Source organism: Sinorhizobium chiapasense (assembly GCF_036488675.1).
In the GTDB taxonomy this organism is placed as follows: domain Bacteria; phylum Pseudomonadota; class Alphaproteobacteria; order Rhizobiales; family Rhizobiaceae; genus Sinorhizobium; species Sinorhizobium chiapasense.
Genome location: NZ_CP133152.1, coordinates 662,856 through 674,852, shown reverse-complemented (window position 1 = coordinate 674,852; position 11,997 = coordinate 662,856). Strand labels below are relative to the sequence as shown.

12 protein-coding genes are annotated in these 11,997 nt (G+C 61.8%); 1 reads left to right on the top strand and 11 read right to left on the bottom strand.

Annotated elements, in window-relative coordinates; all coding sequences use genetic code 11:
* Window positions 1–13: 13 nt before the first annotated feature.
* The 3 genes from RB548_RS27825 to RB548_RS27815 form a co-directional block, all read right to left on the bottom strand.
* Window positions 14–730 (bottom strand): FadR/GntR family transcriptional regulator, encoded by a 717-nt coding sequence (locus RB548_RS27825; protein ID WP_331376979.1) that lies wholly within the window; start codon window positions 728–730, stop codon window positions 14–16.
* Between the two features lie 166 nt (window positions 731–896).
* Window positions 897–1,271 (bottom strand): VOC family protein, encoded by a 375-nt coding sequence (locus tag RB548_RS27820; protein ID WP_331376978.1) that lies wholly within the window; start codon window positions 1,269–1,271, stop codon window positions 897–899.
* A 238-nt stretch (window positions 1,272–1,509) separates the two neighbouring features.
* Window positions 1,510–2,181, bottom strand: coding sequence for a protein-L-isoaspartate(D-aspartate) O-methyltransferase (locus tag RB548_RS27815; protein WP_331376977.1), 672 nt, complete (start codon window positions 2,179–2,181; stop codon window positions 1,510–1,512).
* 423 nt (window positions 2,182–2,604) lie between these two features.
* Between RB548_RS27815 and RB548_RS27810 the strand changes: the two genes are divergently transcribed.
* On the top strand, window positions 2,605–2,883 hold the full coding sequence (locus RB548_RS27810) for a hypothetical protein (protein ID WP_331376976.1): 279 nt from the start codon (window positions 2,605–2,607) through the stop codon (window positions 2,881–2,883).
* A 61-nt stretch (window positions 2,884–2,944) separates the two neighbouring features.
* Here the strand turns inward: RB548_RS27810 and RB548_RS27805 are convergent, their stop codons facing one another.
* The 8 genes from RB548_RS27805 to RB548_RS27770 all read right to left on the bottom strand — a co-directional run bounded on the left by RB548_RS27805 (window position 2,945) and on the right by RB548_RS27770 (window position 11,964).
* Window positions 2,945–4,516 (bottom strand): FAD-dependent oxidoreductase, encoded by a 1,572-nt coding sequence (locus RB548_RS27805; RefSeq protein WP_331376975.1) that lies wholly within the window; start codon window positions 4,514–4,516, stop codon window positions 2,945–2,947.
* 476 nt (window positions 4,517–4,992) lie between these two features.
* Window positions 4,993–5,886 (bottom strand): dTDP-4-dehydrorhamnose reductase, encoded by an 894-nt coding sequence (gene rfbD, locus RB548_RS27800; RefSeq protein ID WP_331376974.1) that lies wholly within the window; start codon window positions 5,884–5,886, stop codon window positions 4,993–4,995.
* Complete coding sequence (gene rfbB / locus RB548_RS27795; protein ID WP_331376973.1) at window positions 5,883–6,953, bottom strand: dTDP-glucose 4,6-dehydratase; 1,071 nt, start codon at window positions 6,951–6,953, stop codon at window positions 5,883–5,885. Before rfbB ends, rfbD begins: the two co-directional genes overlap by 4 nt.
* A gap of 11 nt (window positions 6,954–6,964) precedes the next feature.
* Complete coding sequence (gene rfbC, locus RB548_RS27790) at window positions 6,965–7,528, bottom strand: dTDP-4-dehydrorhamnose 3,5-epimerase (RefSeq protein WP_331376972.1); 564 nt, start codon at window positions 7,526–7,528, stop codon at window positions 6,965–6,967.
* On the bottom strand, window positions 7,521–8,402 hold the full coding sequence (gene rfbA / locus RB548_RS27785; protein WP_331376971.1) for a glucose-1-phosphate thymidylyltransferase RfbA: 882 nt from the start codon (window positions 8,400–8,402) through the stop codon (window positions 7,521–7,523). Before rfbA ends, rfbC begins: the two co-directional genes overlap by 8 nt.
* Before the next feature lie 52 nt (window positions 8,403–8,454).
* Window positions 8,455–9,582 (bottom strand): glycoside hydrolase, encoded by a 1,128-nt coding sequence (locus RB548_RS27780; RefSeq protein ID WP_408642486.1) that lies wholly within the window; start codon window positions 9,580–9,582, stop codon window positions 8,455–8,457.
* Window positions 9,569–10,741 carry a polysaccharide pyruvyl transferase family protein gene (locus RB548_RS27775; protein ID WP_331376969.1) on the bottom strand — a complete coding sequence of 391 codons (1,173 nt, stop codon included), beginning with the start codon at window positions 10,739–10,741 and terminating at the stop codon, window positions 9,569–9,571. The genes RB548_RS27780 and RB548_RS27775 overlap by 14 nt, the downstream gene beginning before the upstream one ends.
* A gap of 44 nt (window positions 10,742–10,785) precedes the next feature.
* Window positions 10,786–11,964 (bottom strand): polysaccharide pyruvyl transferase family protein, encoded by a 1,179-nt coding sequence (locus RB548_RS27770; RefSeq protein WP_331376968.1) that lies wholly within the window; start codon window positions 11,962–11,964, stop codon window positions 10,786–10,788.
* Window positions 11,965–11,997: the final 33 nt, after the last annotated feature.

The window sequence follows — 11,997 nt, the reverse complement described above, 5'->3', positions numbered from 1 at the left end:
CCAGTTTCGTGGTTCAGGTCAGGCCGGCACGGGCGAGAGCCTTGAGGCTCTCGTCGAAATGCCGGTCCATGATGGTCGAGGCCGCCTGAGGATCGGAGGCGGCTATCGCCTCGGCGAGGGCGAGGTGCAGGCGGTTCATGACTTCGCGTTCGTCGTCGGTAGCGCGGGCCTTCCAGCCGATCGGCCAGCTCTCGACGATCACGCCCTGAAAGGCGCCGATCATGAGGGCGAAGATGGGGTTCCTCGAGGTGCGCGCGATCGCCAGATGAAGGGCGAGGTCGTTTTCCATGACGACCGCCGGTTGATCGAGGCGGTTCTGCATGGCGCGGGCGAAGCCGAGCATCTCGTCCGCCTCCTTCTCGGTGCGCAGCAGGGCGGCGAGCGTTGCCGTACGCCCCTCGATGGTGCGGCGCGCGTCATAGATCTGGCGGATGTCGATCTGGTCGGTGAACAGGCCGTGCCGGAAGGTCATGGCGATGGAACTGTCGTCGAGTTCGGCGACGGTGGGCCGCTTGCCGGCGCCGAGGTCGATCAGTCGCATCGCGGCGAGCGAACGCAGGGCCTCGCGAACCACGGTGCGGGACACGCTGAGACTTTCCGTCAGGGCGGCTTCGGAGGGCAGGCGATCCCCCGGCTTCAGCTGGCTTCCGCGGATGAGCGCGGATATCTGCGAGACCGCGCCCGCCACGAGGTCGCCGGACGATGGAGTGGGCGGTAACGTTTCGCTCATTCTTTATCCTATGACTTTTGAAAACCTGTATTATAGGTTTTCGCAAAAAAGCCAAGGGCGAAAGAATAAGCAAGCGTAAAAGGGGCGGCGAAGCGCCACCCCTTCCTCCGAAGTCTCATCTCGATCAGACGTCGGCTTACTTGTGGCGCGCCCCTTGATGGAAGGGTCAAGCCTCAGGTTCGTGGCAAACCGCTTCGATGTTGTGCCCGTCCGGACCAATGACGAAAGCTGCATAGTAGTTCGTGTGGTAGTGCGGGCGCAGACCAGGCGCACCATTGTCTTTGCCACCCGCCTCCAGAGCCGCGCGATAGAAAGCTTCTACTTGCTGGCGATTCTCGGCCGTGAACGCCAAGTGAAGATGCGCCGGCTTCTCCTCGGTTTGGTACAGGCACAATGAGGCCTTACCCTTCGGGCTAAGCTCGACACCGTACGAAGGCGGTCCCTCCGAGACAATAGCTACGCCGAGCGGTTCGAGTGCCTTGAGGAAGAACGCTTTGCTCGCTGCATAGTCGCTGACTCCGAATTTGACGTGGTCAAACATGAGTTCTCCTGAAGTGTGTGGGCCTGCGTGCGTCGCAGGGCGCTCAGATGTGGCCTGTCGAGTTCGACGGCGATTGGACGCAATCGACGCTGCTTTCTCGGTGTCTTCGGTTAAAATCTCTTCAAGGCGAGGGATGAACCATGACCTCGGGCAGTCGATTTGCCCTGCATGAGTGTGGCAAACGGTCCCTTGCCGGAGGAGTCTATCATGGCTTTTGAGCCCGATGTCCACACGCGCATCAGGCCGCCTCGAGCCGGCTGAACCGAACCGGAATGAGTTGCCGCGCCTCGAGTTGCCCCGCCGAATCCTTGTCGATGACGGTTAGCACCTGTTCTTCAGATCCCACGGGAAGAACCAGACGGCCCATTGGCTTGAGCTGCTCGATCAAAGCCGGCGGCGCCTCCTCAGCCGCTGCCGTGACCAGGATCTTGTCGAATGGGGCGTGCTCAGGCCAGCCGCGAGACCCGTCGCCGATACGAATGCCGACATTTGAAATGCCGAGCCCCAGTAGGAGAGCCTCGGCATGGCTTGCGAATTCTTCGATGATTTCGACGCTCCAAACTTGCCCGGCGAGTTCCGCGAGAATTGCGGTTTGGTAGCCCAGGCCGGTGCCGATCTCGAGCACTGCCTCATGCGGTTGGGGGGCGAGGAGATCGGTCATGAGAGCGACCATGAAGGGCTGCGACACGGTTTTATCGAAGCCGATAGGCAATGGCATGTCCTGGTAGGCGAAGGGCGCAGCCGCGGCGGGCACGAAGAGATGCCGGGGCACCCGCAACATCGCTGCCATAACCCGCTCATCGAGCGCCGCCTTGCCTAGTTCTTCGCTCTCAAGGTCGGCATAGATTGCAATCACCTCGACCATGTGCCTGCGTAGGACCGCCAGGTGCTTTTCATTCATTGGCTTCATGAGGGCTGATCCTCCTCAGCCAGTTGGGCGCCGCCAAGCCTCTCAACATTAAAGGGCCATGGATATACGATGGCAAGATCAAAGACGAACATTTGCCCCAGCGACCCGGCGGCTTGCAGGCAAGCCTCAGAAGGGTGGACTGCTGGGCATTCGTTGCCACCGTGGTGAAGGCGACATCGCAGCAGCAAACGGACCTGGGTCTCCCGCAATTGCCGTTTGGGCCGTTTGTTTCGAGTGCCGGTCCGCCACTGCGACCGCGCGGCATCCGCAAAGCGCATAGTAGCCATTCCTTGCATTAGCCGTGCCGAGTTCCGATCTGTGAGGTGGGAAGAGGCTCCGGAGCTCTCGGACGCCAATAGTCAACCAATCAAGGCGGTAGACGTCCGCCCCGGCTGACTGGCCGCCGACCACAGAGAGATAGCCATGCGGGAATCTGCCAAGACACTGGACGCAATGACGCTCCGCGAGCGCTCGGATTTGATGACGTCGGTCGCCGATGCGCTTGAGGCGACGGCCGAGAAGGCGCAGGAAATCGGCAACGAGAGGTTTGCGGCGAACTCGATCAGTCTGGCTAGGATCATAAGCGGCTGCGCTGGCGACGTCGTGACAAACAACCTGCCTGCCGCTGAGCTTCTCTTGCGGCACGGCATCGCGCTGCTTGCGCTGTTTCCAGGTGGAACGCCGCGGTCCACGGTGCACTAGAAGCGCCGTGCGTTCAAGCGAACGCACAAAGGACGCTCTAGCACTTTGATTCTAGAGCATCTTATCCGCTTTCAGTGATTCCACTTGAAAGCGGGAGGCTCTGGGCCTCGCTCTGCTCCATCGCCAGCTCTGCCTCGAGGCTTTCCGTATCGCGGAAGATCGTCGCAACCGCCAGAACGCGTCCGCCGCGCTTGAAGCGCAGGACACAGTCCCTTGCGGCGACGTCGCCCTCGACCTCGATCGCGTCCCATCCCTCGGCGTGGCCGACATAGTTGATCGGAATGTCGTAGTGTTGGCTCCAGAAGAACGGCACATCCGTGAACTTCTTCCGGCGTCCGAGCATGTTGAGGGCAGCGGCAGCACCCTGCCGCTGCGCCACCACCCAGTGCTCCACCCGGATGTTCTCGCCGCTGTGGGGGTCGGGCCACCGTGCGATGTCGCCAGCCGCATATATCCCCGGCACGCTGGTCTCGAGATAGCCATCGACCAAAACGCCCCGATCGGTGGCGAGACCGGCTCTTTCGGCGAGATCGACGCGCGGTCGCACGCCAATGCCGGCAACGACCATGTCGGCGGCGAGCGCACTGCCGCTGCTCAGCAGGACTTCGCTCGCGCCGATGCTCGCCGCGGTATCCTCAAGGTAGAAAACGACCCCATTTTCCTCATGCAGGGCGCGGATGAAGTCGCCCATCTGGGGGCCCAGCACCCGTTCCATCGGCCGTTTCTCGGGCGCCACCACATGCACGTCGACACCGCGGGTCCGAAGAGCGGCGGCAACCTCGAGGCCGATGAAGCTGGCGCCGAGCACGACAGCGTGCCGCGCCGCGCTGGTCTGCGCGATGATCCTGCGGCTATCGGCCAGCGAGCGCAGCGTGTGGACATGCGGCTGGTCGGCGCCGGGTATGGTCAGGCGCACCGGTTCGGCGCCGGTCGCCAGCAGCAATTTGTCGAAGGCGACCCGTGCCCCGTCGGCGATCACGACCTCGCTGGCACGGACATCGATGCCGGCAACCTTGGTTCCGAGGCGCAGGTCGATGCCGTTCCTGGCATAAAAGCCTTCCTTGCGCAGCGGGATCCAGTCTTCGGGAGCCTTGCCCGCCAGATAGTCCTTCGACAGGTTGGGGCGGTCGACGGGCAGCGCCTCGTCGTCGCTGATCATGACGATGTCGCCCTGATATTGTTCACGCCGCAGTCTCTCGGCGGCGGCAAAACCGGCCGCGCCACCGCCGACGATGACGATCCTTTCCGGAGACACCTCGGCATCGCTTTCACGCGGGGCCGGCGACGGTTTCTTGCGCTTCTCGCCAACGAAAATCCTTTCGTCGCGCTGCTCGACCGGCCAGCAAGCGAGCGGCGACAGGGCAGGCGCGCGCAGGGCCTCCCCGGTGCGCAGGTCGAAGCAGGCGTGGTGCCAGGGACAGCGGACGCTGTCGTCGGCGACGAGACCGTCGACCAGCGGCCCACCATAGTGCGAACAGGCGGCAGAAACGGCGAATATCTCTTCTCCGCGGCGCACCAGTAGCACGGGCTCGCCGTCGCGATGGCCGACCAGCTTGCCGCCGTCGGGGAGATCGGCGAGCGCAATGCCGAGGGCAAGATCGGGTCCGCTAGGGTCTGAATGGTTTCCGGCCATTTTCTCCTCCCTCAAAGGGCAGCTGCCGGTATCGTCCATTGCGACGCTCGGTTAGCAGGCAGCCTCGCTTGAGTTTTCCGCTATTCCGGCTTTCAGGCAAATGATTTTGGCCTGAGGTTGAGTGGAATTCTCGTGATGAAGTCAGGTGCGCTCGTAGCTCGAATGGACGGCATCGATTTCTGGTCCGAGGGGAGCTGACACCGGAGCATGTCCTGAAAAGTTGCCGACTTTGGTGCTCAGGGCGGCCGCTCGCCAGCGAGCGATCCTCGACAAAAATCTCGATCCGCTGCAGATCGCGCTCGCTCATCGCAATCAGTCCCATCCGCAATCTCCCACGTCATCAAAACGCGGGGAGAGTGACATTCTTACTTTGCAGGATCAGGACATTCTAACTTTGCGGCTAGAGACAATTATCGCATAAGATATCTTATGGAACTTTTGGATGTCGACCGACCCTCGGCCGCCAGGCGCCTTCATCAACCCGGTCTGTCCCGAAGCAGTCGACGCACGGTCATCTCCACGGAAGGCTGCCAGGCAGGCATGGCCCGGCCGAATGTCGCTGCGAACCTGGCGCAAGACAAAGACGAATTGGCGGGACGACGCGCGGGCGCCGGGAAATCTGCCGTAGTGACGTTTCGCACGCGCGCCGACGGTCCGCCGTGAGCACCGCTCAGGGAGAGAACATGGCGGGCAAGATCGGCGCGGCTTGCGATGCCGGCCCCTGACAAGTGGTAAATGCCGGAAACGTGATCACGGTTGCGTTGGATCGTCAGACCGGCTGCGACAAGGATCGCGTCCGCCAGATCCAGCGCCGAAGATGGGTTGCCCCATTGGTCGGCGACAACTGCAATTTCCTCATGATCCTCGGCGAGCCGCAACATTGTTTTCACGAAATTCTTGCCAAAGGGGCTATAGACCCAACCGGTCCGCAGGACGACATGGAAGGGATTCGCCGCGATCACGGCTCTCTCGCCTGCCAGTTTCGAGGCGCCGTAGACGCAGAGCGGGACAGATGCATCGTCTTCAGTGTAACTGCCTTCCTTTGTACCATCGAAGGCATAGTCGGTGGAAAGGTGGATGACCGGCACACCGAGGGAGGCTGCCGCTTCGGCAACCGCCCCGGCTCCGAGAGCGTTGATTGCGAAGGCCTTTTCCACCTCGCGCTCGGCCTGGTCCACGGCGGTGTAGGCTGCAGCCGAAACGACCAAATCAGGCCGGCAGCGTTCGATCGCGGGGAGGATCGTTTCCATGCGGTCCAAATCAAGAACCGGCCTCCCGACCGTGACAACCTCTATATCCGGCCGTCCACGCGCCCGTTCTACCAGGCTCTGTACCAGTTGCCCCTTGCAACCTGTCACGACAATTCTCACGCAACGCTCCTATGGCGTCCCCCAAGACGTGCTCCGGCGTAGCGCTCGCGCCGGATCGGTTCCCACCACCAACCGTTAGCGAGATACCAATCGATCGTGTCGCTCAGACCCGCCTCGAAACCCTGCTTTGGCCTCCAGCCGAGCTCGCGCTCGATCTTGGAGGGGTCGATCGCATAGCGCCGGTCGTGGCCGGGCCGGTCGGCGACAAGCGTGATGAGGTCCCGATAACTTTTTCCGCCCTTGCGCGGCAGGCGGATGTCGAGCAGGTCGCAGATGCTCTCCACCACCGATAGATTGTTGCGCGCGGCCCGGGCGCCGATGTTGTAGCTCTCGCCCGGCCTTCCCTCCCTCATCACAAGCTCCAGCGCGCGTGCATGGTCGTCGACGTGGAGCCAGTCGCGGACGTTCGCACCCGATCCATAGAGCGGTAGCGGCTTCTCCTCGATCGCATTGATGATCGTCAGGGGGATTAGTTTCTCGGGAAAATGAAACGGTCCGTAATTGTTGGACGAGTTCGAGAGCACGACCGGCAGCCCGTAAGTCTGGTACCACGCACGAACGAAATGATCCGCTGCCGCCTTGGAGGCCGCATAAGGCGACGAAGGCGCGTAGCGCGTCTCTTCGGCGAAAACACCACCGGAGAAAGGGAGATCCCCGAACACCTCGTCGGTGGAGACATGGTGAAAGCGAAACCGATCGCGCGCTGTCGGGCCGAGCTCTGACCAATAGGCCAGGGCCGCGCAAAGTAGACGGACCGTGCCGAGCACGTTCGTTTCCGCAAATGCGCCAGGCCCGTCGATCGATCGATCGACATGGCTCTCGGCCGCGAGATGCATGACAGCGTCGACGCGCTCGAGGCGCATGATATCCAGGAGCGATTGCTCGTTGCGGATATCCGCCCGGTAGAAAGCATAGTTCGGGTGCTTTTCCACTGCGCGCAAGGACTGAAGATTGCCGGCATAGGTCAGCTTGTCGACATTGACGACGCGCTCGGCGCCATTCGCAACCAGATGTCGGCAGACCGCAGAGCCGATGAAGCCGGCGCCACCCGTGACGAGAACACGCATTGTTGCCCCCCTCACCGGTCAAAATCTGAAAGGCTGGCATTGGCCAGCAGCGGCGCGTCGCGATCCTTCGCGGACAGGCACAAACGATCAGGGGCCACGGGCCACCTTATCCCGATTTGGGGATCATCGAATCGGATCGCGCGGTCGTGTTCTGCGGAATAATGCTCGCTCACCTTGTAAAGGACCTCCGTCTCCGGTTCGAGTGTGACCAGGCCGTGGGCGAATCCCACAGGCACCAGGATCTGGTTCCATTTTTCGGCCGAGAGTTCGACCCCAACCCATTGCGCGAATGTCGACGAGCCCCTGCGGATATCGACGACCACGTCGAACGCCCTCCCCCGGACGACCCGTACGAGCTTGGCCTGGGCGCGCGGTGGAAGCTGGTAGTGCAGGCCGCGCACCGTGCCCGCCATTGCGGAATAGGAGTGGTTGTCCTGGACGAAGGTCAACGCGATGCCATGCGCCAATAAAGTCTCGGCATTGTAGGTCTCCGAAAAGAAGCCCCGCTCGTCGCTGAACTTGCGCGGCACGATTTCCAGGACGCCGTCGAGGCCCAGGGCTCTTATCTCAAGCATCCGCAAGCTCCCTGATGCGTCGCTGGAGGTAGGTCGCGTACTCGTTCTTGCCGAGCAGGGCGGCGCGCTCGAGCACCTGGTCGGCAGAGACGTAGCCGAGCTCGAAGGCGATCTCTTCCGGGCACATGATCTTCACGCCCTGGCGATGCTCGATGGTACGTACAAAGGAGGCGGCATCGTGCAGGCTGTCGTGAGTGCCGGTGTCGAGCCAGGCGTAGCCGCGGCCGAGCCGGCAGACATGAAGGTCCCCACGATCAAGATAGGCGCGGTTGACGTCGGTGATTTCCAGTTCGCCGCGAGCGGACGGTCTGATCGTGGCTGCGACGTCGAGTACGCTGTTCTCGTAGAAATAGAGGCCCGTTACGGCCCAGCTCGAGTTCGGCCGTCGCGGCTTTTCCTCGATGATCTCGGCGCGACCGTTGCGGCTGTTGAAGCTCACGACACCGTAACGCTCGGGATCGTCCACTCGATAGGCGAAGATCGTGGCTCCACTTTTGCGAGCCGCGGCCTCGCGGCAGAGTTCAGGAAGGCCCGCGCCGTAGAAGATATTGTCTCCAAGGATCAGCGCGACCGGACTGTTCCCGACAAATTCGCGGCCAATGATGAAAGCTTCCGCGAGGCCGTTCGGCTCGGACTGCTCGGCATAGGAGATCGAGAGGCCGAGTTGACTTCCGTCGCCAAGCAGCTCTTCGAAAAGCGGCCTGTCCCTCGGCATGGTGATTACCAGAATGTCGCGAATTCCCGCCAGCATGAGCGCGCCGAGCGGGTAATAGATCATCGGCTTGTCGTGGACCGGGAGCAATTGCTTCGAGACCGAGATCGTCACCGGATAGAGCCTGGTCCCTTTCCCGCCTGCAAGAATGATTCCCTTCATGCGGTGTCTCCCGGCGCAGTCAATCGCCGCTCGCGGCTGGTGGCCCTCGCCCTCATCTCGCCCGCGCCCCTTCGATTTCGGCCGGTCGGATCGCTGCAGCACCGGCGGGGCTCAACTTGCCGCAGCGCCAGAGGCTGTAGGCCGGTTCAGTGTCCCAATCGTAGTAATACGCTGCCGCCAGTCGCCCTCCCGCCATCAGTTCGCCGAGGGTTGTGCGCATGGCACGCACCGCCCCCTCTCGCGCCCGATCGTCGATGGGGCAGGAACGTGCGGTATTGGCAATGCCCCATTCCGTCACCCAGCACGGCTTGCCCTGATCGGCAGGTCGGCAGAAGTCGAGAAGGGTCTTTACATGGGCAGCCAATACTGCCGGCGTCTTGCGCCCAGGATAGAGGTGGACGCCATAGGCATCGACGAGACTGTCGACACCATGCTGGCGAAGAGCCGCGACGAACACGCGCGGATCGAGCCGTTCCATTCCGCGTTTGTCGGCCTCCTCGGCGCTCATGTCGGAAAGGCCGGCGGAAATAATGGCTGCGTTGTGGCTGTGCAAGGTGGCGCGCACTTCGTCGCGGCTGATCTCGAGGACACGGACGTATTTGTCCAGACCCCGCTCGAACGCCAGCCGGTCCTTAACATCGGCGATACCGCGCGCCGTCGGGGGTCCCTTCCTCCGGTAGACGGCAAGGTCCCCGTTGTAGCCGGCATAATTGATCTCGTTTCCGGGTTCGATCGCTTCGAGGCGAATGCCGAGCGCGTCGATGCGTTGAAGTGCCTCGCGCAAGCCCTTGCGATACCGATCGAGGTCGAGATCGGAGAGCCGATGGATGTCCCATATGCGGCCGAAGCCTGTGCGCGGGGAGACGCTCTCGGGATAGTAGCTCTTGTTCGCAAGCTGGATTTCGAGAAGGATCCCGAGCCCGAGCCGACTTGCGATCGCCAGCGCCTCGATGCTCTTGTCTACCGGTCGCGACAGAGAGAGGCGTACGTCGGTCGCTCCGCTCGCAGCGATATCCTTGAGTATCCTTTCCTGCTCGCCATGGGACTGCCATCCGAGGTTTACTCGGTTTATCCCGATGCGCGCAGCCGGAGCCTCATCGGGATAGGCGGGCCGTACGAGCGCAAGCCACCCGCTCAAGGCGACGGTCACCGCTCCTGCCCACAGCCTAGAGGCCGACATGGGCCAGAGCGGTGCGGAAGTTGGCTTCACAAGCCGAGTACCGGTCAATGACGGCCTGCGAGTCGATCTTGGAAAGGAAATTCGCGAGATAGGTCTTCCTGTCCGCCTCGCGGTTCCAGATCGCGGCCTCCATATAGGGGAAGCCGATGAACTCCAGCATCTCCCGCATGCGATCATCGACCGCGATCATGAGCGAGGGCACCCCTGCCTGCATGCCGATGATGCAGCCGTGGAACCGGCGGCCGAAGCAGAGATCGCGGGAGCTGACCCAGCTTCGCCAATGGTTCGTGTCGAAGAAGACCAGCAGCTCGTGCTTCCTCTGCCACTTCTCGGAATGCTTATATTCGGTCTGCCCGGTGATGCGTCCACTTGCCCGGTCGTAGACAGGCGCATCGTCCTCGCCGGGCAGGGAGAGGTTATAGGCAACCACTTCGTCCTGGACGACGTAGCTTGCCAAGCTGTCGGGTTTCAGGAGCGCGTGCGCATCGACGATCGTATCGGCGACGCTGCCGAGATAGCCACCGAAGGCGATTTTCTGGGCCGCGGCCAACTCCGGATTGGCAAGAGCGGTGAGTGAGCGCTTCATCTCGTTCGGGGCAAAGAAAAGCGACGGGCAGCCCGTCGGCCTTACGGACTTCATGCCTTGTTCCCTGAGGAATTCGGCGGTGAAATAACCGCGTGTCAGGAAGAAGCTCTCTTTCTTTTTAAGCACTTCCAGGAATCTGAGGGTGCCGGCCGGCAGTTTTTCCTTGAGCCCCTCTCGGCGCTGTATGCCGATACCCATCACCACCACGGGCATCTTCAGCTTTTCGAACACCTCCGCTTCGAGATCCGCGGAGTAACCGGGCCGCAGCAGATTGGCCGAGGCGAAGACACAGATGTCGAACTCCTCGTTGAAGTGCTCGTAGACATCGTCCGAGTTGCGGCTGTTGGCGAGATGCCAGAACGGCACATAGGTGACGTCATGTCCACGCAGGGCGTGGGCGGCACCTTCTCCGATCAGATAGTTGCCCGTATTGGCGATCTTGCGCACCTGGTCGATGAGGTCTTTCTTTGTCCTGACCTCATCGAAATAGGGCTTATGACGGACCTCCGACCCGGATACGCCCGCTACGGTACGCTGCAGATATGAAGGGATTCCTGTAAGCAAGACACGCATCGAAACACCTGATTTCTGAAGTACGGGACCGCGCCCGCGAAGGATTATTGCCCGATGCCGATTTCGCGTAGCGCCGAGCGGAAGGTGCGCTCGCGATCGGAATATCTGTCGGTGAGTTCGGATGCGTTGAGCCCGGCCAGGTGATCGGCAACGAACTCGGCCCGGTTTTCCGCCTTGTCCACATCAGTGGCATCCACGGCGGGTAGGCCGGTATAGCCGAGCATTTCGCGCATCCGATCGTCCACCGCCACCATCAGGCTTGGCACGCCCGCCTGCATGGCGATGATCGAGCCGTGGAAGCGCCGCCCGAAATTGAAGTCCATGGACGAAGCCCAGGCACGCCACTGGTTCGTATCGAAGAAGGTACGGATGTCGAAGGCCGTCTTCAGCCGGTCCGTGCCCGGATAGCTGAGCTCGCCGAGCATCGAACCCGAAGCGGAATCATAGACGCGCCCGTCGCCATTCGCCTCCACCTTCATGTCGAAGTGCAGGAACTCGTCCTGGATCACGTATTGGGGGCGCGAGCTCTCGGGCGCCAGAGCTTGGGCATCGACGATCGTGTCATGATTGGCGCCGAGATAGCCGGAGAAGATCGTCCGCGCCTTGCCGACGTTCACATGCGGCAGCTTCTTCAGCGACGCACGCATGTTGTGTGGCATGAAGTAGACGGACGGGCAACCCGTCGGCTGGACGTAGGAAAACCCCTGGTCCTTCAGGAAGCCTGCGGTCTCGAACCCGCGCGTGAGGAAATAGTGCTCCCGCTCCTTGAGGACGTCCAGGAGCCGCTTCGTACCCTCAGGCAGGCTGTTCTCGAGATCCCGGCGGTTCTGAAGACCTATCCCGAGCATGACGATCGGCATCTTCAGTTTGCTCAACACTTCGGCTTCCGCGTCGGCGGAGAGGCCCTTGCGCAGGAGGTTCGCGCAAGTGAACACGCAGATGTCGAAATTGGCGTTGAACTCTTCCAAACCAAGACCATTCTTGCTGCAGTTGTAAAGATGCCAGAACGGCACCTGCTTCGCATGCGGCGCGATCGCGCGGAGCGCCCCTTCGCCGATCAGGTAGTTACCGGTGTTGCTGATATTGCGAAGCTCCTGAAGAAACTCCTCTTTCGTCTCCGGCTGTTTCTGCCGCTCCGAATAGGACACCGACAGGCCGTGAGCGCCGTTGGCAAGGCGCGTGTAGTGACCAGGAATTCCCGTCACGAGGATTCTTGGACGCATGCAATAGACCCTTCTTCTTGAAACCGGCGCGAG